The following is a 23,522-nucleotide window of genomic DNA, read 5'->3' on the forward strand; positions in this document are numbered from 1 at the left end:
TGGTCTTTATGATAATTAAAAAAACGTTCTGAAATGAGAAGGTTATTTTCTCAAGTAGAACAAATATCCCTTATTTTTCTTCCAGGCGGTAACGATACTTTTCCACATCGATTCACAAAATCAACCTAAAACACCCGTGGCACTATTCGATATTTAGTAAAGCGCTGTTTTACAGGTTGGTAACTATGTTGATAACTTTGACTACTGCTTTTAATAGTAAATTTTGACACGTAATTCGATCCTGTTTTTATTGTAAAATTAACCGCTTTTTTTTGTTATTCTTAACCAAAAACGTTATATAGTTTTTAACGTATTGATAAATAAAATTTTAATCTGTTCTTTGAACAAAAATTGATGCAACTTTATCAACAATTGTTAAGAACGCAATAAGAATCAACCCTTAAAACCACCGTTTTTAAAATCGAAAATTAAAAATAAATCTTATCGAAATCATATGGAACTGCAAATCAGGAAAGCGCGAGAATCTGAAATTAATACACTTCTCGAATTCGAACAAGGCATCGTTGAGGCTGAAAGACCATTTGATAATTCCCTAAAGGCAGGAGAAATTCACTATTATGACTTAATTGAACTGATTAGATCAGATAAAGCAGAGGTATTGCTGGCAGTCATTAATGATGAAATTGTAGGCTCAGTTTATGCCAAAATCCTAAAAGCAAAACCATATCAGAAATTTGAAGAATATTCGTATTTAGGATTTATGTACGTCAAACCAGCATACCGTGGACATGGAATCAATCAAAAGATTTTAAACAATCTGATTGAGTGGTCCAAAGAAAAAGGATTGACAGAAGTTAAATTGGATGTATACGACGAAAACGAAATTGCTAAAAAAGCATATTTGAAAGCTGGGTTTAAACCAAACTTATTGGAAATGCGATTCGAGATTTAAAAAAATGGGTGCCGTAAAAACACGGTCACCCATTTTTAATCTCTTATGTTTACGGATTCTTTCTACTTATCCGCTTTCACATCCATTGCCAAGCCATAGTTGCCCCATACTAAATGGATTTTACCATTCTTATCGGCAGTGATTTTCATTCGCTCAACATTGTCTGAATTTTGTTCATTGTCAACAACCACCCTTAAGGCATCTTCTTTTTCATCATACTTGGTTCCCCATTGTTTCCAAGTCTTGTTGAAAATCATGGTTGTTTGGTTTTCACCAGGAATCGAATATAAGCTGTATTTTCCTGCTGGAAGTTTTTGCCCATTCACCGTAACGTTTTTATCAAACTCTACTGTAGTAGCCTCATTAGCTCCTGTTCTCCAAACTTTCCCTACTTCTGCTAAATCAACACCCAGTTGTCTCCCCCTAAGCGAAGGGCTGCTGTAGTGAATATCAATAGTCACTCCATCGTCGGTAGTAACCTTTGAACTGTCCGCTGGGCTAGGTTTCTGTTTCTGGTCTTGCGCCTGAGCAAATGAAAAAGTCAATATCATGGTCAAGGCCAATAGAATTGTAGTTGCTTTCATAGTGTCTAAAATTTTGGTTTATAACTTATTAATAAACTGAAAATAATGAAAATTGTTGTGTTTTTTATTTTTAATTGTTCCATAACTGAAAAGTATCTAACTGAAATGAACATAATTTTAAGAGAACATTATCATTTATTTACACTTCTTAACACAACAAACAATTAATTTAGACAATAAGATCTTTTGATAAAAAAGGCAAAGTTATTTAGTTTAGGAATCTAGGACAACTATTGAAGCGGATGGCGGGAAACATCTACCTTAATGATAGCTGTCCTTTTTTTATTTGTTTTGTAACAAAATGGTCAAAAAAGAGTTAATATCCGTTAAATAAAAAAGCAACGACCATATGATATAATAGCCGTTGCATCTACTTTATTTTGGAGGGTTAGTTGCGTTTTTATACTAAATACTCAAATAAAGTCTGGTCTTTATTCACTTCGATGAAGTCAAATTTATAAGACTTTAATCTTTCTATAAATGTAATATAGTCATTTGGATCGTTTAATTCAATTCCAATTAATGCTGGACCTCTTTCACGCTCAGTCTTTTTGATGTATTCAAACCTTGTGATATCATCTTTGGGGCCTAAAACCTCGGTTACCAAAAGCTTCAATGCTCCCGGTCTTTGTGGAAAACGAACAATGAAATAATGTTTAAACCCTTCATACAATAATGATAGCTCTTTGATTTCGCTCATGCGATCAATATCATTGTTTCCTCCAGACACTACGCAAACTACTTTTTTACCTTTGATCTCCTCCTTGTGAAAATCCAAAGCAGCAATAGACAATGCCCCAGCAGGTTCCGCAACTATAGCATCCTTATTGTACAATTCTAAAATCGTCGTACAGATTTTCCCTTCAGGGATTGACTTTACACTATCTAATAATTGAGAACTGATATCATAGGTCAATGCACCGATCTTCTTGACAGCTGCACCATCTACAAACTTGTTGATATGCTCTAGTTCAATAGGACCACCATTCTGTAATGCCGCTTGCATCGAAGGAGCCCCTTCAGGTTCAACTCCATAACACTTGACATTTGGAGCGTGCTTCTTCATATGGTAACTTAGACCAGAAGATAGACCACCACCACCAATAGGGATAAAGACTGCATCTACATCAGGCAGGTCTTCCAAGATCTCTACCGCAACTGTGCCTTGACCCTCAATAACTTTGAGGTCATCAAATGGTGGAATGAAGGTCATACCATGATCTTTAGCATATTCCAAAGCACCTTTCTGGCAATCATCAAATGTATCGCCAACTAAGATGATTTCAATATTGCCATTCCCCCACATCTCAGTTTGGGTAATTTTCTGTCTTGGAGTTGGACCAGGCATAAAGATTACGCCGTGGATGTTTAGTTTTTTGCAAGATAGGGCAACACCCTGCGCATGATTCCCTGCGCTCGCACATACAACTCCTTTTGACCTCTCTTCCTCAGATAAGCTCAATATCTTATTGAATGCTCCGCGTAGTTTGTAAGATCTTACAACTTGCAGATCTTCTCTCTTTAAGTAAACATCAGCTCCGTATTTCTCCGAGAGATGTAAATTATATTGTAATGGTGTACGAGTAACCACATCCTTGATGCGCTCTTTTGCAGCAACAGAATCTATGGTTATCGTTGATAGGTCCAAACTCATTCTTTTTCCATTCGGTGTTTAGGTGATTTAAAAAAGGCTGGAAAACCAGCCTTTATCTTAGTTTTCTTGTACCAATATCAACAGATCCGCATCTACAATTTCTTTCTTGGCATCTGCCATAACTAAAAATCTTTGATAGCAATCTGCTAATTTATCTTTGTCTAGGTTATAGCCCAAACGTTCTAAGTGATGTTTCAAAGCATGACGTCCTGAACGAGCAGTCAAAATAATATCTGCTTCAGCTAATCCAACATCCTCAGGACGTATAATCTCATAGTTTTCTCGGTGTTTCAAGAAACCGTCTTGATGGATACCAGAACTATGTGCAAAAGCATTGCGTCCTACGATTGCTTTATTTGGTTGGACCGGCATATTCATCATCTCGCTTACTTTTCTCGAAAGATAAGTGAACATTTTACTGTCGATGTTCGATGATAAACCTCCAAAAGCTTGATTGTGAACTTTTAGAATCATAGCTACCTCTTCCAAAGAAGTGTTACCAGCACGTTCACCAATTCCGTTGATCGTACATTCAACTTGACGAGCACCATTTTGTACTGCAGCAATAGAGTTGGCTGTTGCCAAACCTAAATCATTGTGGCAATGCGCCGAAATAATAGCTTGGTCTATATTGCTGACATTCTCTTTTAGATATTTGATTTTAGCGCCATATTGGTCAGGTAAGCAATATCCATTGGTGTCAGGAATATTGACTACTGTAGCACCAGCTGCGATAACTGCTTCAATCATCTGTGCTAAGAAAGCTAGATCAGCACGACCAGCATCTTCAGCATAAAACTCTACATCTTCAACGTATTTCTTAGCATGTTTAACAGCAGCAACTGCACGCTCAAGAATCTCCTCACGTGTACTGTTGAATTTATATTTGATATGCATATCCGAAGAACCAATTCCAGTATGGATACGGGGTCTCTTAGCATGTTTTAATGCATCTGCAGCAACATCGATATCATTCATGTTAGCACGGGTCAGTGCACAGATGATCACATCATTTACAGCTTTGGATAGCTCAACTACTGATTGGAAATCTCCAGGACTAGATACAGGAAATCCTGCTTCAATAATATCTACCCCTAAGCGTTCCAAATCTTTAGCAATTTCGATTTTCTCTGGAGTTGTCAATTGACAACCTGGCACTTGTTCACCGTCACGTAATGTTGTATCGAATATGTATAAGTGATTAGGATCGTGTAACATATTGTCTCAATTTATGTTTAAACCTTGATTAATTTCTACTTTAAAAACTCTAATACCTTAGCACCCATTTCTTTGGTACCCAATATTTTGTCTGCTGGAGTTTCCGCATTGGCAATATCGCCAGTTCTCCAACCTGCTTTCAGTGTATCTGCAACTGCCTGAGTAACCTCTTTTGCTTCTTCCTGTAGTCCGAAAGCAATATCTAACATCAATGCCGCTGACAAAATAGAAGCCAAAGGATTAGCTTTGTTCTGACCGGCGATATCATGTGCTGAACCATGGATAGGTTCAAAGAAACCTGTACCATCACCAACCGAGGCAGATGCTAGCATACCCATTGATCCCGCGATCTGCGAAGCTTCATCTGTTAAGATATCTCCAAAAAGGTTCGCTGTCAATACCACATCAAATTTCTTAGGGTTCTTAACCAATTGCATCGCTGCATTGTCGATGAACATATGCTCAGTCTCCACATCAGGGTATTCTTTGGCTATTTCCTGAACTACTTCTCTCCACAACCTTGATGTCTCCAATACATTTGCTTTATCAACAGAACAAAGTTTTTTGTTCCTCGTCCTTGCTGCATCAAATGCCTTACGAGCAATACGATCAACCTCGTAACGGTTGTAGTTCATCAAATCTGAAGCAAATGTGTTGTCTTCATTACGTTTTTTCTCACCAAAGTAAACATCGCCTGTCAATTCTCTGAAGAATAAAATGTCTGTTCCACGTAGAACTTCAGGCTTTAAACTGGATGCATCCAAAAGTTCATCAAACAACAAAATAGGACGAAGATTAGCATATAAGCCTAATTCCTTGCGGATTTTTAATAACCCTTGTTCAGGACGAACCTTCGCAGATGGATCATTGTCATATTTAGCATGGCCTATCGCTCCAAATAATATCGCATCAGAAGCCTTTGCTTTCTCCAACGTTTCGTCGGGTAGAGGGTTACCTGTTGCTTCAATGGCAGTATGACCCATGATTGCCTCATCAAAAATAAATTCATGATGATATTTCTCGGCAATTTTATTTAGAACTTCTTTTCCCCAAGTGGTAACTTCTTGTCCGATACCATCTCCAGGAATAATAAGAATGTTTTTCTTCATGTTTTATAAAACGTTTTCAACTTTATTTTCCAAGGCTACAACTTCGCCTTTTTCTAATACTATTCTTTTTTCAATACAGCTTGGGAGCTGACTTTCATAATGACCAACATAAATCAAAGTCTTGCCGTGTTCGCATAACTCATCGACAACATCATTGAAATATTTAGCTTGCTGTGTGTCCAATCCCTGACAAGGCTCATCCAATACCAACAAAGGTGGGTTTTTGATAATGCTCCTCGCCAACATAGCCAAACGTTGTTTGCCCAATGGCAATGTATGCAATAACTGGTCTTTATGTTCAGTCAAATCAAAAAACGACATTAACTCTTCAATCTGTTTCTTCTCATGGAATTTTACATCAATAAACCAACCAATACTGTCGTAAAACCCCGAAGCAAGAGTATGCCAGACCGTAGCGTTTTGATCAAAGTACCAATGCATCTCCGGCGAAATCATGCCGATTTTTTGTTTGATGTCCCAGATACTTTCACCAGAGCCCCTCTTTTTTCCAAATAAGGAGATATCCAAGCCATAGGACTGAGGATGATCTCCATTGATTAAACTCAATAGAGTCGATTTCCCCGAGCCATTCGGACCCTGCAATAACCACTTCTCACCAACATCAACCCTCCAGCTTACATCCTTTAAGACAACTTTGTCACCGTATCGGATGATAATGTGCTTTAAATCTGCAATGTTTTCAAAATTAATGTTGGGAGCCTGTTGCAAAAATGAAGGCAAGTTCTTCCGAACTCTTCGCTCATCCTGAAGAATCTCATCAAATGAAGAGACAATTTCTAATTGACCATCCACAACATGTGCATAGCTATTGATAGAATTAGGTAACTGTTTATCATTTGAAATGATGATCAATTGAACACCTTCACTCACCAATTCATCTAGCCATATGTTCAACTCTGCACGTGATTGTTTGTCCAGACCCGTATAAGGCTCATCAATTATCAAAAGCTGTGGTTTTAACCAAAGGGATTTGATAAGCTGAAGCTTCTTATGCTCACCACTAGAAAGCTCAATCAACTGAGAATCCATGGTGTGTCCGAAACCCATGGCAACAATCTTATCTTGAATATCCTCAAGATTTAAATTTTCTTTCTTTGCAAAATGAAGGAATTCAGCCTTTACCGTTAAGGTATCATTGCCTTGATGTCTATTATAGCGTTGTTGATAATAGAAATTTCTATCTCCTTCCAAATTGGTAAATTGATACCAATTAGACACATAAATTACTTGAGGTAGGAGAGAGCTGCTTTTATCAAATTCAACCTTTACATCTCCACTGCCTGTAACAAGACCTGCTATGGCTTTTGCAAGAGTCGTTTTCCCTGAACCACTCTTTCCTCCCAATATGTAATTTTGATGTGGTTCAATAGTCCATGTCAGATTGCTCAAAACTGTGGTTGCACCGTATGAGATCGTTAAATCTGAAATTTGGACTCTTGTCGCCATTATCTATGTTGTTCGAAAGATTCGATATCTGCTTTTTGGCTTAAGATATAGTCAATATCATCATAACCATTGATCAAGCAAGATTTTTTGTAAGGATTGATTTCAAATGTAAATTGGTCCCCTGTTTCGGCAATTGTAATCGTTTGAGCCTCTAGATCAACCAAAAGCTCTGTATCAGGGTTGGCAAATACTTTTTCAAAGATCTTCTCCAAAAATTGTTCAGGAACTGTAATCGGTAATACGCCGTTATTCAATGCATTACCTTTAAAGATATCTGCAAAAAAGGAGCTCACAACGACATCAAATCCATAATCTTGGATAGCCCAAGCAGCGTGTTCACGTGATGACCCACAGCCAAAGTTTTTACCTGCAACTAGGATTTTTCCTTGATAAGTAGGATTGTTCATCACAAAATCAGCCTTGGGCTGGTCTTGGCTGTCAAACCGCCAGTCACGGAACAAATTATTCCCAAATCCCTCACGGGTCGTTGCTTTTAAGAAACGAGCAGGAATGATTTGGTCTGTATCAATATTTTCTATCGGTAGTGGAACTACACGAGAGGATAATTTTTCAAATTTTTTCATGATTCTAATTCTTTACACCAATTCTCTAACGTCAACAATTTTACCAGTAACCGCTGCAGCCGCTGCGGTAAGTGGGCTTACCAGCATCGTGCGAGCGTTTGGTCCTTGTCTACCTTCAAAGTTTCTGTTCGAAGTAGAAACACAGTATTTTCCAGCAGGAATTTTGTCCTCATTCATCCCTAAACAAGCTGAACAGCCTGGTTCGCGTAATACAAACCCAGCCTCTTCAAAAATCTTGTCTATTCCTTCAAGCTTCGCTTGCGCCTCCACTTGCTTTGAACCCGGAACAATCCATACCTCAACATTGTCAGCTTTGTGCTTACCCTGTACAAAGGCAGCAACCTGACGTAAATCTTCAATACGAGAATTGGTACAGCTTCCGATGAATACATAGTCTACCGGCTTGCCGATAACTTGCTCGCCATCATCAAAACCCATATAATTTAATGCTTTTTGATACGATAGGCGCTCGTTTTCAGGTTGTGAACCCGTAGTAGGAATAGCCTCGGTAATGCCAATACCCATTCCAGGATTGGTACCATATGTGATCATCGGTTGAATATCTGCAGCATCAAATGTCAATACCTCATCAAATTGAGCATCTTCATCTGAGTATAATGTTTTCCAATAAGCCAACGCTTTGTCCCATTCTTCACCCTTAGGAGCAAACTCTCTACCATTGATATAATCGTATGTCGTTTGATCCGGAGCAATCAGTCCACCGCGTGCACCCATTTCAATACTCATGTTACAGATGGTCATTCTACCTTCCATGCTCAATGAACGGATAGCTTCTCCCGCATATTCAACGAAATAACCAGTACCTCCAGCAGCAGAAATTTTAGAAATGATATATAGAATGATATCTTTCGCACCAACTCCTTTACCCAATTCTCCATTCACCTCTATTTTCATGGTCTTAGGTTTTTGCTGTAACAAACATTGTGTAGCAAATACCTGCTCTACCTGTGATGTACCGATACCAAATGCAATAGCACCAAATGCACCATGCGTAGAAGTGTGGCTATCACCACATACCATCGTCTTGCCAGGAAGGGTAATACCCAATTCTGGACCTATCACGTGAACAATTCCTTGGTATGGATGACCCAAACCATATAGCTCAATGCCAAATTCCTTACAGTTTTTGGTCAGCATGTCTACTTGGTAGCGAGAAAGTTCTTCTTTGATTGGCAAGTGCTGATCTAATGTTGGGACATTGTGGTCTGCAGTTGCAACTGTTTGATTTGGACGGAATACAGGCAATCCTCTTTTGCGTAATCCATCGAACGCCTGTGGAGACGTTACTTCGTGGATCAAGTGGGTATCGATATACAAGATATCAGGAAAACCCTCTTGGCGCTTGACGACATGAGCATCCCAAATTTTTTCTACTAATGTTTTTCCCATTTTACTCTTTTATCTCTTATTGGTTTGAAATTTTAAATGGGGTAAAATATGAATTTGACAATTTTACCCCCTTTAAAGCTATCTAATTTACGAAAAATTAAACAGTTTGAATAGCTTTCATTGCAGTCATCGCTTTACGTAGTTTTCTACCAACGATTTCAACCTCATGATTTCTTAAAATTTCGTTAACCTGTACTAATTTGATGTTGTCAACCGAACCATCTTTTCCTTCATTGTAGTTTTTACCAACAACATCAGTGTCGATTTTCTTCATGAAGTCCGCCAATAATGGCTTACATGCTTGGTCAAATAAATAACATCCGTATTCTGCAGTATCAGAAATTACACGGTTCATTTCGAATAATTTCTTGCGTGCAATCGTATTTGCAATCAATGGTGTTTCGTGCAATGATTCATAATAAGCTGATTCTGGCTTAATACCTGCCTCAACCATAGTTTCAAATGCCAATTCTACACCAGCTCTCACAAAAGCAACCATCAATAAATAGTTGTCAAAATATTCTTGCTCCGAGATTTTAACATCCCCAGCCGGAGTTTTCTCAAATGCTGTCTCTCCGGTTTCTGCTCTCCATTTCAATAGATTGGCATCGCCGTTAGCCCAGTCTTCCATCATTGTTTTACTGAACTCACCAGACATGATATCATCTTGGTGCTTTTGAAACAATGGACGCATAATGTCCTTCAATTCTTCTGACAATTCAAATGCTTTGATTTTGGCAGGATTGCTCAATCGGTCCATCATGCCACTAACACCACCGTGCTTCAATGCTTCTGTAATTACTTCTACTCCGTATTGAACTAATTTTGAAGCGTAGCCTGCATCGATGCCTTTTTCTACCATTTTATCAAATGAAAGAATAGAACCCGTTTGTAACAAACCACATAGGATAGTTTGCTCACCCATCAAGTCAGATTTTACTTCTGCAACAAATGATGATTTCAATACCCCGGCACGGTCACCACCTGTTCCTGCACAGTAAGCTTTTGCTTCTGCCCATCCCTTGCCTTGAGGGTCGTTCTCTGGATGTACAGCAATTAGCGTAGGTACACCAAAACCTCTTAAGTACTCAGCGCGAACCTCAGAACCTGGACATTTTGGAGCTACCATGATGACAGTAAGGTCAGGACGGATTTGCATCCCTTCCTCAACAATGTTGAACCCGTGTGAGTAGGATAGGGTAGCACCTTGTTTCATCAATGGCATTACTGCATTGATTACTGATGTATGTTGTTTATCTGGTGTCAAGTTGATAACTAAATCAGCCGTTGGAATCAATTCTTCGTAAGTTCCAACTTTGAAATTGTTATCTGTTGCATTTTTCCATGAATCTCTTTTTTGTTCAATAGCTTCTTTACGTAATGCATAAGATACGTCAAGTCCGCTATCTCTCAAGTTTAAACCTTGGTTCAAGCCCTGAGCTCCACAACCTACGATTACGATTTTTTTACCCTTTAAAGCTTCAACTCCTTCATTGAACTCTGCATTGTCCATGAATTCCGCAACTCCTAACTGATCCAATTGCTCTCTAAGTGGTAATGTGTTGAAATAATTTGCCATTGTAATATTGATTAAATACTTTTTCGATTAAGGTTTCTTACTATTTGTTGTTGATTATTCTTTTTTGTGCCGTCGCATAGCCATAGTGAAGGTTGTCATGACCAACTGAAGTGATCAATACATCCTCAATACTATTTAAGCTTGCGCCGTAGGTTGCCGTTTCGTATGCGGTGACATGCTTGAAAACCCCTGCGTTATAATCTGCCTCAATTGCGGCAATTGAACGCAATGCAATCTCCTTTAAGTCATCCACTTCTTCTTGGCTAACATAATATGTGGGCTTTGTGCCTTTTGCATAGGCATCTACATATTTCACCCAATTTACTCCTTCGCGAATACCAGTTCGGGTATAGCTCAGGGTTTGTGTACTCACCACGATGTGACCGAAGTTCCAAATGATGTTGTTGTTGAACCCTTCGGGAATCTCATTCAGTTGATCTAATGTAAGTTCATCAATCAAACGAATGAACGCCTTACGGCCATCGATAATGAATTTAAATACTTTATCCATTTTTAATATTATGATTACATCGTGAAGACGTCGTCCCTTTGATCCAGATATTCGTTCTCAACGATATCAGTTCCTGGTTCGTTGATCTCAAATTGCTTAAGTTTGGTATGGAATCCAGCGCTGTCTTTTATGATAGCAATACGAGCTCCTCTTACAAATTCAATCAAACTGTATTTTCCAAGTTCCTCAGTCAATCTGTCGATTTCCTCACGGTGACCCGCAGTTTCAAAAACGATATAATCATTACGGATAACAACGACATTTGCTCCATATTGACGCAATAAACGCTCAACCAATACTTTCTCAGCAATTGCTTCCGCAGGGACTTTATATAAAGCTTGCTCTTGCCAAATCAATTCATCATTCGTGTTGAAATACGCCTTCAAAACCTCAACTTGCTTCTCAATTTGACGGCATAATTTGCGTACTACTTCTTCCGACTCTGTAATTAAGATCGTAAAACGATGGATCCCATCAACCTCAGAAGGTGAAGTATTCAAACTCTCGATATTTATTTTACGTCTTGAAAATATCCCAGATATACGACCTATCATCCCGATAGAGTTTTCCGTATAGATGGTTATGGTATATTCTTGTTTTTCCATGATTACTTCAATCTAATTTCTGACACACTCGTACCTTGCGCTACCATAGGGAATACATTGTTTTCTTTACCTACCATTACTTCTAATAGGTAAGAACCATCATGATCCAACATGGTCTTTAAGGCATCCTTAAGATCCTTACGCTCACAAATTTTATTTCCATCGATATAATACCCTTTGGCTACCGCAACGAAATCTGGACTGGTGATATTCACAAAGGAATATCTCTTATCATGGAACAACTGCTGCCATTGACGTACCATTCCCAAGAACTCGTTGTTTAAGATCAAAATTTTAACCTTTGCGCCAAATTGCATAATGGTTCCCAACTCTTGGATCGTCATTTGAATTCCTCCATCACCAATAATCGCTACAACATCACGCTCAGGAGCACCATACCAAGCACCAATTGCCGCTGGTAACCCGAATCCCATTGTTCCTAAACCTCCAGATGTCACACTTGATTTGGATGAATTATATTTAGCATATCGACATGCAACCATTTGATGTTGACCAACGTCGGTTACAATAACCGCATCTCCGCCAGATAATTCATTCAAAACTTTGATTACTTCACCCATCGTCAAAATATCTGAGGTAGGGTTCAGTTCATCATGAATGACTTCTTTGATCTCATCTTTTTCCAATTCTCTAAACTGATTCAACCATTCTGCATGATCTCCTTTGTTTATCAATTCTGTCAATAACGGAAGAGTTTCTTTACAGTCACCCCAAACAGGAACATGTGCTTTCACATTCTTGTCAATCTCTGCAGGGTCAATATCTAAATGGATTACTTTTGCTTGTTTCGCATACTTATCCAAACGACCCGTAACGCGGTCATCAAAACGCATCCCTATTGCTATTAAAACATCACACTCATTGGTCATGACGTTTGGAGCATAATTTCCATGCATCCCCAACATACCCACATGCAATGGATGATCTGTAGGCAATGCACTCAAACCCATCACGGTTGCTGCTGAAGGTATACCAGCCTTTTCAATAAATTCTTTGAATTCTTGTTCTGCTTTACCCAAAATAACACCTTGCCCAAATAAAACGAATGGTTTTTTGGCCTCGTTTATTGCTTTTGCAGCTTCCTCAACATATTCCTTGCGAACGATAGGGGCAGGTCGGTAACTACGAACATGGTTACAAGACTCATATCCTAAATAATCGAATAATTGAAGCTGAGCATTTTTAGTGATATCAATCAATACCGGTCCTGGCCTTCCTGTTTTTGCAATATAAAATGCCTTAGCCAATACACTAGGGATCTCATTTGCATCTGTAACTTGGTAGTTCCATTTGGTTACCGGCGTAGTAATATTAATGACATCAGTTTCTTGAAAAGCATCGGTTCCGAGCAGTGATGCAAAGACCTGTCCTGTGATACAGACAATAGGATTACTGTCGATCATTGCGTCCGCCAAACCTGTGACCAGGTTAGTTGCTCCAGGACCGCTGGTTGCAAAAGCTACACCTACACGCCCTGACGTACGTGCATATCCTTGCGCAGCATGAATTCCACCCTGTTCGTGACGTACCAAAATATGCTTTAATTGATCAGTGTAATCATACAATGCATCATAGATCGGCATAATAGCACCCCCTGGATACCCGAATACGGTATCCACCCCCTCGTGGATTAAGGCCTCCATAACAGCTTGTGACCCGCTAATCTGCGTTCCCGCCGCTTTCTTTGTGGCTTCCTTTGTTTCCGTTTTTTCAAGTGTACTCATCTTCTTAGATTTTAGACATAAGACATAAGACATAAGAATTTAATAATTCTAATAATTCTAATAATCAGTGTCTTATCTTTATGCTTTATTTGTTTTTCTTCCTATTCTCTTAATCAATATTTGAACAATAAACTGGATTAAATGAACCCCAGATTTATTTTAAATAGTAATCTTTCCGATTACACCTAAACTTATTCTGTTGTCTGTTGTCTACTGTCTATTGTCTTCCTACAAATCCGTCACACAACCCTGTGATGCGTTGGCAACTGATTTTGCGTACTTGTATAGAACTCCTTTTTTAACCTTTAAGGCTGGTTGTTGCCATGCCGCTTTGCGGTTAGCGATTTCTTCGTCAGATACTTTCAGGTTGATGCTGTTGTTGACAGCGTCAATCTCGATGATATCATCATCCTGTACCAATCCGATCAATCCTCCTTCATAAGCTTCTGGAGTAATGTGTCCGACTACGAAGCCATGCGTCCCCCCTGAAAAACGACCATCCGTGATAAGGGCTACCGAGCTTCCTAAGCCAGCACCAATGATCAAAGAAGTAGGCTTCAACATCTCAGGCATCCCCGGAGCTCCCTTAGGACCTTCGTTCTTGATCACAACAACATCACCTTTCTTGATTCTGCCAGTTTCTAGTCCTTTTACCAAATCATGCTCACCATCGAAAACCCTAGCTGGACCAGTGAATTTTTCACCTTCTTTACCTGAAATCTTAGCAACTGAACCTTGCTCAGCAAGGTTACCATATAGGATCTGTAGGTGACCCGTAGCTTTGATAGGATCATCCAACTTGTGGATGATAGGTTGATTGTACTCAATGATCGATTTTACGTTTTCCAAGTTTTCAGCAACAGTTTTTCCAGTTACTGTTAAACAATCTCCATGCAATAAGCCTTCATCCAATAAATATTTCATTACTGCAGGGATTCCACCATATTGGTGTAGGTCTTGCATCAAGAATTTACCAGATGGCTTAAAGTCAGCCAAAACAGGAGTCTCATCAGACATGCGTTGGAAATCATCAGGTGTAATGTCAACATCAACAGATTTTCCCATTGCAATAAAATGCAAAACAGCATTGGTAGAACCGCCAAGGATGACAATCACACGCATGGCATTCTCAAATGCTTTACGTGTCATCACATCAGATGGCTTAATGTCTTTCTCAAGGATAATGCGCATGTATTTGCCCACATCCAGACATTCTTGTTTTTTCTCCTCCGATACCGCAGGATTTGATGATGAATAAGGTAAACTCATACCCATAGCTTCAATTGCTGAAGCCATTGTATTTGCAGTATACATACCACCACATGCGCCAGCCCCTGGACATGTATGACGGATTACACCATCATAGTCCTCATCGGAGATTGTTCCCGCTATCTTCTTGCCCAAAGCTTCAAATGCAGAAACGATATTCAATTCTTCACCTTTATAATGTCCCGGAGCAATAGTTCCACCATAAACCATAATAGATGGTCTATTCAATCTTCCCATCGCCATAATCGCTCCTGGCATATTTTTGTCACATCCCGGAATAGCAACAACACCGTCATAATATTGACCGCCGCAGATCGTTTCGATACTGTCAGCAATAACATCACGAGAAACCAAAGAATAACGCATTCCGTCAGTTCCGTTGCTCATCCCATCACTCACACCAATAGTCCCAAAAGTTAATCCGACCAGCTCATTGTCCCAAATACCTTTCTTGACCACTTGTGCCAAGTCATTAAGGTGCATGTTACACGTGTTACCGTCGTAGCCCATACTCGCAATTCCCACTTGCGCCTTTTCCATATCTGCATCGGTCAGACCGATACCATATAACATGGCTTTCGCAGCTGGTTGTGTCTCATCTTGTGTAAAGATGCGGCTGTACTTGTTGATTCCCTTTTGGTTATCAGATGATGACTTCATAATTCTCTTGCTCTAATACTAAGTTTTTATATTTTCGTTGGATAGATGCGCCGATGCTGTCTTCCCATTCTTCGGCAAATACAACATCGTCTACTTGTTTAATTCCTATTATTCCTGCAGCTGTACCACTTAAAAATGCACTGTCTGCCTCATAAATATCTTTAATGGTAATTCGCTTCTCGATAATGTCAAAATTCAAATCCTTGCAGATATCGATGACCGTATTTCTTGTAATCCCTGGGAATATATTGCCCAATGGAGGAGTGTAGATCTTGAAATCCTTTTCAATAAATAGATTCTCTGAAGAAGCTTGAGCTATGAAACCGTCCTGGTCTAATAGCAATGCTTCGTCATATCCTTTTTGAATGGCGTCACTCGTCGCCAAGATAGAATTGATATATTGACCCGATACTTTCGCTTCAATAGGAAAGGATTTAGGATTAGGTCGCTCAATTCTTGAAATATTAACCTTTAATAAGTTCTGCCCCAAGTATGGACCCCACTCCCAAGCTGCAATCATAATATTAGCTTTGTCGGAAGCAGTCAAGTGCATATTCGACCCAGAATAAATCAAAGGACGGATATAAGCAGCCCTTAAATTGTTGGCCTCTAAAAGTTCATAAGATTTCTCAATCAACTCTCGGTTGTCCCATTGATAAGGAAGGCCGATAGCCTTACATGATTCTTTCAATCGTTCGAAATGCTCCTCTGCTTTAAAGATTCGGGTACCATTATGTGTACTATATGCACGCAGTCCTTCGAAAGCGCCATACCCATAATGCAAAGACTGACCGAACATATCAACTCCGGCATTGTTCGCCTTTACAAATTCCCCATTCAAATAGATTAGCGTGTCTTGATTATAATACTCCATAATGCCCTGATGAATTTTGTATAATACTCCCTCAAAAAAATCCCACTAGGGAATCCCTTTTTTCTGTTTTGTTAAGTTAGCTCGAAATAAAATTCTTTACAATAGCCAGTAAAATTTTTTTAATAAAGTTTTTTATTTCGATAAATCTATTTTCAAAAAATAATATTTTATCAAATAGCTGTATTTTGGTCTTTTAATTTTGTTGTCTGTAGACTAAAATTAAAATTGGTATATTTTCACTTTTTTAAATTTTTTCGTTAAGAGTCCGAAATTCTTCCTGAAATGGCCTTTGTAACAAAAAAAGTTGCAAAAAAATAGCCCTTAGAACTTGAAGTTTTAAGGGCTACATTATCTTTTATTTTATCTATCTATTCTTCGGCAATTCCTTCTGCTAAAACGATGATATTGTTGTCCTTTACTTCTACGACACCACCTTTAATAATAATGACTTGCTCGTCATTATTATTCTTAATAATGACTTTACCATCTTCTAGCGTAGACACAATAGCCGCGTGGTCCTTCAGAATCTGAAAAGAACCCGCCGATCCAGGAACTGTAACAGCTGTTACATCACCCTCGTATGCTAATTTGTCTGGAGTTATGATTGTTAATTTCATTTGAATTGAGATGTGGGATGTGAGATTTGAGATTTGAGATCATGTCTTAAAATATGAGACTTGTTGCGATTAGCAAAAAGTCTCATATCTCATATCTCATATCTGACATTAAACTGCTTCTGCTAATAGTTTTTTACCTTTTTCGATAGCGTCATCAATAGAACCTACTAAGTTGAAAGATGCTTCTGGGTATTCATCAACTTCACCATCGATGATCATGTTGAATCCTTTGATAGTGTCTTTGATGTCTACTAAACAACCTTTCAAACCTGTAAATTGCTCCGCTACGTGGAAAGGTTGTGATAAGAAACGTTGTACACGACGTGCGCGGTGTACTGTCAATTTATCTTCTTCAGATAACTCGTCCATACCTAAGATGGCGATAATATCTTGAAGTTCTTTATAACGTTGAAGAATCTCTTTTACGCGTTGTGCTGTATTGTAGTGCTCATCACCTAAAACTGCAGGAGAAAGGATACGTGAAGTTGAATCCAATGGATCCACCGCAGGATAAATACCTAACTCTGAAATCTTACGTGACAATACTGTAGTTGCATCTAAGTGGGCGAAAGTTGTTGCCGGAGCAGGGTCAGTCAAGTCATCCGCAGGTACGTATACCGCTTGTACTGAAGTGATTGAACCATTCTTAGTTGAAGTAATACGCTCTTGCATCAAACCCATCTCTGTTGCTAATGTAGGTTGGTAACCTACCGCTGATGGCATACGTCCTAATAACGCGGAAACCTCAGAACCCGCTTGGGTAAAACGGAAGATGTTATCAATGAAGAATAAGATATCACGTCCTTGGCCTTCACCATCTCCATCACGGAAGTATTCCGCAATAGTTAATCCTGATAAAGCAACACGAGCACGTGCACCTGGAGGCTCATTCATCTGACCGAAAACAAATGTACATTTAGACTCTTTCATCAACTCTAAATCTACAGTTTCCAAAGGCCACTCGCCTTTTTCCATGCCTTCCATGAATGCATCACCATATTTAATAATGCCTGATTCCAACATCTCACGAAGTAAGTCGTTTCCTTCACGAGTACGCTCGCCAACACCTGCAAATACCGATAAACCACCGTGACCTTTTGCAATGTTGTTGATCAACTCCTGAATTAATACCGTCTTACCAACACCAGCACCACCAAATAATCCAATCTTTCCACCTTTTGCATAAGGCTCTAATAAATCGATTACTTTGATACCTGTGAATAATACCTCTGTCTCTGTTGATAAATCTTCAAACTTTGGAGGTACGTTGTGAATAGGACGACCATTATCTTTCTCCAAAGATTGAATACCGTCAATTGGATCTCCAACAACGTTGAATACACGACCTTTGATTCCTTCACCAATAGGCATCTTGATAGGAGCACCAGTGTCAACTACCTTCATGCCACGAATCAAACCTTCGGTAGCATCCATTGCAATTGTACGAACTCGTTCCTCACCTAAGTGTTGTTGAACCTCTAATATAATGCGTTGACCATTGTCTTTCTCAATGTACAAAGCATCATAAATCTTAGGAAGATTTTCATTGTCGGCAAAGTTGACGTCAACTACTGGGCCGATAATCTGCGCTATTTTACCAATATTGGGCATATTATAGGGACTAAAATTTATTAATCAATTTAAATACAGAACTTTTACATCCTCTATTTCGGAATGCAAAAATAAGTTTTATCTTATTAAAACCAAAAGGGATATCAATATTTAATTTCAATTTTTTTATTTAATGTTTCAGCATGCCTCTTTTGTTACTATTTTATGCCAAAATTTATCCTTTTTTAGTACAATAATAACTCATTGTCACTTTTTGTTATCTTTAGGGAAGTCCACTAACTCAAGCACTTCTTTGAAGAATTCATTATGTCGAAAACAACCCATCAAGTCAAAGTCAAGATCCTAAATAATTCCGAAAGCTTTATCGGAGATTCATTATATCTATCTGGAACTTTCAATAATTGGGAGGAACAGGTATATGTTGGAAAAATCCCTGAAAAAGGAGAACATATTGTATTCGATCTTGGAGAGATAAAGTCTGGAGACCTGGAGCTTAAACTGAGCAGAGGGGATTGGAATACCCTGTCATCCACAAAAGATGGCAAATTAGAACCAGCCTTTGTGGAAAAAATCCAAAAAGACACTGAAATTGATCTTACAATTGAAGCCTGGCGTGACCAATTCCCAAAATCAACAGCTTCAAAACAGGTCAATATATTAGACGATCATTTCTTCTTCCCTGAATTGAATGTATACAGAAAAGTAATGATTTATCTCCCAAAAGGATATTCATCAACTGACGATAAATTTCCTGTAATCTACATGCATGATGGACAGCATTTATTCGATGAGGCAATCTCCATCGATAAATCAGGTCCCGTAGAATGGATGGTGGATGAAACACTCGATGAAGCAGACAAACCATCAATTGTTATTGCTATTGACCACGCCAAAACTTATGAACTTCGTCAACAGGAATATTTGGTCACAGCAGGACATGGTTCTGAAAAAGCGCTAGGCTGGGCATATTTGGAAGATATCGTAAAAACATTAAAACCATTTGTAGACAAAAACTACCGGACATTGTCTGATCCTGCAAATACTGCCATGGTAGGTAGTTCTATTGGCGGTTTATTAACCCTATATGCCGGATTAAAATATCCATCCGTTTTTGGAACATTAGCATCATTCTCACCATCCATATGGATGGATGAAGAAAATCTGTATGAATACGCAACTAAGAAATTGAAGGAAAAAACCGAAGAACGTAGAAAACAAGATTTCTATTTCTATATAGGCGACAAGGAACGAAGATTCAGAATGATGGATTCAAGTAATAATATGAAACTTGATCTAGAAAAATACTTTGCCTGGATGGAGGAACATTTTGACGGAAAATTACAGTTAGTGATTGAAAATGAAGGAAAACACGGTGCCATATATTGGCAGGAGGCATTCAGAAAATTCTACGATTATTGGCAAAATAGAAAATAACAAATTTATTACCTGCTTAATACCTTTTTATTTTTCAGCTAATTAGTTAGTTTAGTGCCGAACTAACACCTAATTGTATGAAATATTGGATTATTGCGCTGCTCTGCTGCGGTATGCCGTTTTTTGTAAATGCTCAATGGAACTACCCCAATTATGAAGCATTGAAGAAACAAATTCAAGAGGTAGCTGCTAATAAACTCGTTGAAAAAACTACCGTCGGTAAAAGCTATGCTGCTGAAGATATTCCGCTTCTGAAAATCCAAAACGATAAAACTGCGAAACCAACTTTGTTGATCGTAGCAGGAATTGATGGGAAACACCCGGCTGGAGTTATTAACTCCTTGAATGTTGCAAAACATATCCTTGCATTACCTGCAGATCAATTAAACCAGATCCTAGCAAATAAATCAATCTGGATTATACCTGTTTTAAATGTAGATGCCTATAAAAGAAATTCTACTGCAGCCTCATTGACCTCTGGAAACGCCAGAACAATCGACAATGACCGCGATGGAAGAATCGATGAAGATCCTGAAGCCGACTTAAATAAGGATGGTGTGATCTCTCAAATGAGAATAAAATCTCCAGCAGGTCCTTATAAAGAACATGCAAGTAATCCAGATTACTTGATGTTGGCGGAAAGAAATAAAGGCGAATCTGGTTCTTTTGAACTTTATAGTGAAGGTCGTGACTTGGATCAAGACGGTAAATTCTCAGAAGATGACAAGTCCGGAGTTAATATTGATAAAAACTTTACTTTCGATTACCCATTCTTTGAACCCGAAACAGGTGACTATGCAGCATCTGAACCGGAAACTCGTGCAATCATTGATCTGATTTTCGATAACCCACAAATTGCCGCTGTCCTGCATTTTGGTCTCCAAAACAACCTGTCTGTGCCTGAACAATTTGATCAAAGGAAAGCCTCCGAAAGAATTGTGAAATCGTGGACCAACAATGACGCGCAAGTATCCGCATTTGTAAGTAAAATCTATAATGATGCTGTGAAACCTCTTGGCGAAGCTCCTAAGATGCAGCAAGGAAAAGGAAATTTCTCCCCAACAGTTTATTATCATACCGGAAAATTCAGCTTCGTGACTCCATCATGGTGGATCCCAACAACATCTGACTCCAGTAAAAACCCGATAAATAAAGATACGGCCCCTAAAAATCCTGGAAACAAGAACTCTGATAGATTTGTAAATTGGGTGAAAAATCAAGGCGTTCAAGGCGCAATCCTGTCTTGGACAAAAGTAAATCATCCCGATTTCCCCAATCAAGAAGTCGAAGTTGGTGGATTGGTCGAAAGATTTGAAAACAACCCTCCAATTGCCATGCTAGAAAATGCTGGTAAAATGCATGCCGATTTTGTAGTCGAATTGACCCGCTCGCTGGCATCCTTGGAATTCTCAGCACCTAAAGTAACTAACCTTGGCGATGATATCTATAGAATCGAAGTGAAAGTCTTCAATACCGGAGCGATGCCTGTATATCCAGAAATTGCAGATAAAATAAAGCATGTCTCCAAAATGAAGTCTATAATGGAATTGCAGAAAAATCAATCCTTCCTGAGTGGCAAGAGGTTGCAACTATACCCAACACTACAGGCCGGTGCATCAACCACGTTCTCTTGGTTAGTCAAAGGTAAAGGCAAAATAAAACTCATCGTAGGATGCCCAACAGCCGGAGAGAAAACATTAGATATTAACCTATAAAATTTGCTAAGAAATGAGATTATCCTATAAAATATTATCCCTTGCCTTAGCACTTAGTGTTTCGGCAGTTTTTGCTCAAAAGAAAAACGAGGATGCAGGCAAAGAAATTTCAGGACTGAGAGCCATTGGTTCGCCCTCAAATCCTAAAGTCCCAATGAATTGGAGCCGCTATCATGACCTCAAACAAATGGAACAGTTCTACAAAGACCTGCAAAAAGCTTATCCAGATCTTGTCAAATATGAATCTATCGGCAAAAGTTATGAAGGACGGGATATATTCGTGTTGACAGTTACTGATTTCCGTGAAGGAAAAGCGGACCGAAAACCAGCCATGTGGATCGATGGTAATATACATGCCAATGAGCTGCAAGGTTCTGAAATATCCATGTATACCGCTTGGTGCTTGGTCGAAAATTTCAATAATGTTCCTTTTATCAAGGAATTGCTGAAAGACAAAGTATTCTATATTGCCCCAACTATTAACCCTGATTCTCGAGAATACTTTATTTACAACCCCAATACGATGCATTCCTCAAGAACAGGTCGAAGACCATTTGACAATGATGGTGATGGGTTGGTAGCGGAGGACTTATACGATGATTTGGATGGTGACGGCGAAATTGTCATGATGCGACGCAAGTCTAAAACAGGAAGATTCAAAATCGATCCCGATAATCCCAATCGTATGATCATGGCCAAACCCGGAGAAGTAGGCGAATATGAAATGTTGGGATTCGAAGGAATTGACAACGATGGCGACGGACTCGTAAATGAAGACATCACGGGAACTTATGACCCTAACCGCGATTGGGGATGGAATTGGCAACCAAATTATGTACAGGGCGGAGCATTATATTATCCTGGAACTTTGCCTGAAACTCAAGCAGTCAAGAATTTTATCTACTCCCATCCCAACATAGCAGGTGCTCAATCTTATCACAATTATGGTGGTATGATCTTGCGCGGACCAGGTGCGGCTGACGATGAGAAATTCTATTCTAGAAAAGATGTACAAGTATATGATGCCCTCGGCAAAACCGGTGAGAAAATGCTGCCAGGCTATGATTATATCGTGATACACAAAGATCTCTATACTGTATTTGGTGGAGAAATCGACTTCCTGGCACTTACACGTGGGATCTTCACTTTCTCGAATGAGTTGATGACAACCTACAAACTTTTTAATGAAAAAAGCGAAGGAGGTCTAAGACAGAGCGATGAATACTATGAATTTGATAGATTGCTGATGTTTGGCGATGCTTATGTGCCTTGGAAAGAATACGATCATCCGCAATATGGAAAAATTGAAATCGGAGGAGCCAAGAAAAATTATACGAGAAATCACCCCGGCTTCTTATTGATGGAAGAAGCGCATAGAAATGCTGCTTTTACCATTTATCATGCCTATCACATGCCTAAACTTGAAGTCCTTGAGTCAAACATCAAATCCTTGGGTGGTAACCTATATGAAGTGAATGCAACGGTATGGAACAGTAGGATAGTCCCTACGCATTCTGACCATGATGTGAATTTCAAGATTGAAAGACCAAATCATATCCGTTTGGAAGGTGCACAAGTAGTAACAGGAATGCAAGTCTTGAACAGTGACTTCAATGAAACCAAAGAACAGAAGTTCAAACCTCAGCAAATCGAAATTCCAACCATCGACGGAATGAGCGCTGTAAAAGTTAGATGGATCGTAAAAGGCAATCCAAATTCAGCAAAAGTCATTATCGACAGCCCTAAAGGTGGGTACCTCGAATATCCGCTTAAAGACTCAGAAAACAAATCCTAAACATAGCAACAATTTAAAAATCGATTAATAACCAAAGCAGTAATCTCAGGATTGCTGCTTTTTTTGTTCCAGTGATTTATTACCCTCATAAATAAAAACACCAATTCCCTAATAAAACCTGTCTTTTCCTCAACCAGCCTCCCAAGATCAAAATTCTCACATCTCAAATCATACATCTCATATCTCACATCTCACATCTCATTCTCC

At 38.9% G+C, this 23,522-nt stretch carries 19 protein-coding genes; 4 read left to right on the forward strand and 15 right to left on the reverse strand.

Features of this window, described 5'->3' with window-relative positions; translation table 11 throughout:
* The first annotated feature begins 454 nt into the window (after window positions 1-454).
* Window positions 455-913: a GNAT family N-acetyltransferase gene (locus CRT24_RS04195; RefSeq protein WP_099369995.1), complete on the forward strand. Its 459-nt coding sequence runs from the start codon at window positions 455-457 to the stop codon at window positions 911-913.
* Between the two features lie 62 nt (window positions 914-975).
* Here the strand turns inward: CRT24_RS04195 and CRT24_RS04200 are convergent, their stop codons facing one another.
* From CRT24_RS04200 to atpD, 15 genes are all read right to left on the reverse strand, one after another.
* Window positions 976-1,497, reverse strand: a complete 522-nt coding sequence (locus tag CRT24_RS04200; protein WP_099369996.1) for a DUF2911 domain-containing protein — start codon at window positions 1,495-1,497, stop codon at window positions 976-978.
* Between the two features lie 400 nt (window positions 1,498-1,897).
* The gene (ilvA, locus tag CRT24_RS04205) at window positions 1,898-3,151 is read right to left on the reverse strand and encodes a threonine ammonia-lyase IlvA (protein ID WP_099369997.1); all 1,254 of its coding nucleotides are present in this window, start codon (window positions 3,149-3,151) and stop codon (window positions 1,898-1,900) included.
* Window positions 3,152-3,208: 57 nt separating this feature from the next.
* A complete protein-coding gene (locus tag CRT24_RS04210) occupies window positions 3,209-4,369 on the reverse strand; it encodes a 2-isopropylmalate synthase (protein WP_099369998.1) in 1,161 nt (386 codons plus the stop codon).
* 35 nt (window positions 4,370-4,404) lie between these two features.
* Window positions 4,405-5,478: a 3-isopropylmalate dehydrogenase gene (gene leuB / locus CRT24_RS04215; protein ID WP_099369999.1), complete on the reverse strand. Its 1,074-nt coding sequence runs from the start codon at window positions 5,476-5,478 to the stop codon at window positions 4,405-4,407.
* A gap of 3 nt (window positions 5,479-5,481) precedes the next feature.
* The gene (locus tag CRT24_RS04220) at window positions 5,482-6,945 is read right to left on the reverse strand and encodes an ATP-binding cassette domain-containing protein (protein WP_180269063.1); all 1,464 of its coding nucleotides are present in this window, start codon (window positions 6,943-6,945) and stop codon (window positions 5,482-5,484) included.
* Window positions 6,945-7,529, reverse strand: coding sequence for a 3-isopropylmalate dehydratase small subunit (gene leuD, locus CRT24_RS04225; protein ID WP_099370001.1), 585 nt, complete (start codon window positions 7,527-7,529; stop codon window positions 6,945-6,947). The genes CRT24_RS04220 and leuD overlap by 1 nt, the downstream gene beginning before the upstream one ends.
* Before the next feature lie 12 nt (window positions 7,530-7,541).
* Window positions 7,542-8,939: a 3-isopropylmalate dehydratase large subunit gene (gene leuC / locus CRT24_RS04230; protein WP_099370002.1), complete on the reverse strand. Its 1,398-nt coding sequence runs from the start codon at window positions 8,937-8,939 to the stop codon at window positions 7,542-7,544.
* A gap of 97 nt (window positions 8,940-9,036) precedes the next feature.
* Entirely contained in the window at window positions 9,037-10,518 is a 1,482-nt protein-coding gene (gene ilvC, locus CRT24_RS04235) for a ketol-acid reductoisomerase (RefSeq protein ID WP_099370003.1), read from the reverse strand.
* A 40-nt stretch (window positions 10,519-10,558) separates the two neighbouring features.
* Window positions 10,559-11,029 carry a DinB family protein gene (locus CRT24_RS04240; RefSeq protein WP_099370004.1) on the reverse strand — a complete coding sequence of 157 codons (471 nt, stop codon included), beginning with the start codon at window positions 11,027-11,029 and terminating at the stop codon, window positions 10,559-10,561.
* 14 nt (window positions 11,030-11,043) lie between these two features.
* Entirely contained in the window at window positions 11,044-11,634 is a 591-nt protein-coding gene (ilvN, locus tag CRT24_RS04245) for an acetolactate synthase small subunit (RefSeq protein ID WP_099370005.1), read from the reverse strand.
* Window positions 11,635-11,636: 2 nt separating this feature from the next.
* Window positions 11,637-13,379, reverse strand: coding sequence for a biosynthetic-type acetolactate synthase large subunit (gene ilvB / locus CRT24_RS04250; protein ID WP_099370006.1), 1,743 nt, complete (start codon window positions 13,377-13,379; stop codon window positions 11,637-11,639).
* A gap of 228 nt (window positions 13,380-13,607) precedes the next feature.
* On the reverse strand, window positions 13,608-15,308 hold the full coding sequence (ilvD, locus tag CRT24_RS04255) for a dihydroxy-acid dehydratase (RefSeq protein WP_099370007.1): 1,701 nt from the start codon (window positions 15,306-15,308) through the stop codon (window positions 13,608-13,610).
* Complete coding sequence (locus tag CRT24_RS04260; protein WP_099370008.1) at window positions 15,292-16,182, reverse strand: branched-chain amino acid transaminase; 891 nt, start codon at window positions 16,180-16,182, stop codon at window positions 15,292-15,294. The genes ilvD and CRT24_RS04260 overlap by 17 nt, the downstream gene beginning before the upstream one ends.
* A 368-nt stretch (window positions 16,183-16,550) precedes the next feature.
* Complete coding sequence (atpC, locus tag CRT24_RS04265) at window positions 16,551-16,799, reverse strand: ATP synthase F1 subunit epsilon (RefSeq protein ID WP_099370009.1); 249 nt, start codon at window positions 16,797-16,799, stop codon at window positions 16,551-16,553.
* A 108-nt stretch (window positions 16,800-16,907) separates the two neighbouring features.
* The gene (gene atpD / locus CRT24_RS04270) at window positions 16,908-18,410 is read right to left on the reverse strand and encodes a F0F1 ATP synthase subunit beta (RefSeq protein ID WP_099370010.1); all 1,503 of its coding nucleotides are present in this window, start codon (window positions 18,408-18,410) and stop codon (window positions 16,908-16,910) included.
* A 267-nt stretch (window positions 18,411-18,677) separates the two neighbouring features.
* On the opposite strand from atpD, the gene CRT24_RS04275 reads away from it, so the two are divergent.
* The 3 genes from CRT24_RS04275 (at window position 18,678) to CRT24_RS04285 (ending at window position 23,315) form a co-directional block, all read left to right on the forward strand.
* Window positions 18,678-19,805 (forward strand): alpha/beta hydrolase, encoded by a 1,128-nt coding sequence (locus tag CRT24_RS04275; RefSeq protein ID WP_099370011.1) that lies wholly within the window; start codon window positions 18,678-18,680, stop codon window positions 19,803-19,805.
* A 77-nt stretch (window positions 19,806-19,882) separates the two neighbouring features.
* Window positions 19,883-21,520, forward strand: a complete 1,638-nt coding sequence (locus CRT24_RS04280; RefSeq protein ID WP_099370012.1) for a M14 family zinc carboxypeptidase — start codon at window positions 19,883-19,885, stop codon at window positions 21,518-21,520.
* Window positions 21,521-21,533: 13 nt separating this feature from the next.
* A complete protein-coding gene (locus CRT24_RS04285) occupies window positions 21,534-23,315 on the forward strand; it encodes a M14 family metallopeptidase (RefSeq protein ID WP_099370013.1) in 1,782 nt (593 codons plus the stop codon).
* The last annotated feature ends 207 nt before the right edge of the window (window positions 23,316-23,522 follow it).

This window comes from Sphingobacterium sp. 1.A.5 (assembly GCF_002734235.1).
Classification (GTDB): Bacteria; Bacteroidota; Bacteroidia; order Sphingobacteriales; family Sphingobacteriaceae; genus Sphingobacterium; species Sphingobacterium daejeonense.

Excerpts from the sequence above, each read along its gene's own strand:
- atpC (WP_099370009.1), bottom strand. The coding sequence starts at position 16,799 with ATGAAATTAACAATCATAACTCCAGACAAATTAGCATACGAGGGTGAT.
- CRT24_RS04275 (WP_099370011.1), top strand. The coding sequence starts at position 18,678 with ATGTCGAAAACAACCCATCAAGTCAAAGTCAAGATCCTAAATAATTCC.
- ilvN (WP_099370005.1), bottom strand. The coding sequence starts at position 11,634 with ATGGAAAAACAAGAATATACCATAACCATCTATACGGAAAACTCTATC.
- leuC (WP_099370002.1), bottom strand. The coding sequence starts at position 8,939 with ATGGGAAAAACATTAGTAGAAAAAATTTGGGATGCTCATGTCGTCAAG.
- leuB (WP_099369999.1), bottom strand. The coding sequence starts at position 5,478 with ATGAAGAAAAACATTCTTATTATTCCTGGAGATGGTATCGGACAAGAA.
- ilvA (WP_099369997.1), bottom strand. The coding sequence starts at position 3,151 with ATGAGTTTGGACCTATCAACGATAACCATAGATTCTGTTGCTGCAAAA.
- ilvD (WP_099370007.1), bottom strand. The coding sequence starts at position 15,308 with ATGAAGTCATCATCTGATAACCAAAAGGGAATCAACAAGTACAGCCGC.
- atpD (WP_099370010.1), bottom strand. The coding sequence starts at position 18,410 with ATGCCCAATATTGGTAAAATAGCGCAGATTATCGGCCCAGTAGTTGAC.
- CRT24_RS04220 (WP_180269063.1), bottom strand. The coding sequence starts at position 6,945 with ATGGCGACAAGAGTCCAAATTTCAGATTTAACGATCTCATACGGTGCA.
- CRT24_RS04260 (WP_099370008.1), bottom strand. The coding sequence starts at position 16,182 with ATGGAGTATTATAATCAAGACACGCTAATCTATTTGAATGGGGAATTT.
- CRT24_RS04240 (WP_099370004.1), bottom strand. The coding sequence starts at position 11,029 with ATGGATAAAGTATTTAAATTCATTATCGATGGCCGTAAGGCGTTCATT.
- leuD (WP_099370001.1), bottom strand. The coding sequence starts at position 7,529 with ATGAAAAAATTTGAAAAATTATCCTCTCGTGTAGTTCCACTACCGATA.
- ilvC (WP_099370003.1), bottom strand. The coding sequence starts at position 10,518 with ATGGCAAATTATTTCAACACATTACCACTTAGAGAGCAATTGGATCAG.
- CRT24_RS04280 (WP_099370012.1), top strand. The coding sequence starts at position 19,883 with ATGAAATATTGGATTATTGCGCTGCTCTGCTGCGGTATGCCGTTTTTT.
- ilvB (WP_099370006.1), bottom strand. The coding sequence starts at position 13,379 with ATGAGTACACTTGAAAAAACGGAAACAAAGGAAGCCACAAAGAAAGCG.
- CRT24_RS04200 (WP_099369996.1), bottom strand. The coding sequence starts at position 1,497 with ATGAAAGCAACTACAATTCTATTGGCCTTGACCATGATATTGACTTTT.
- CRT24_RS04195 (WP_099369995.1), top strand. The coding sequence starts at position 455 with ATGGAACTGCAAATCAGGAAAGCGCGAGAATCTGAAATTAATACACTT.
- CRT24_RS04210 (WP_099369998.1), bottom strand. The coding sequence starts at position 4,369 with ATGTTACACGATCCTAATCACTTATACATATTCGATACAACATTACGT.
- CRT24_RS04285 (WP_099370013.1), top strand. The coding sequence starts at position 21,534 with ATGAGATTATCCTATAAAATATTATCCCTTGCCTTAGCACTTAGTGTT.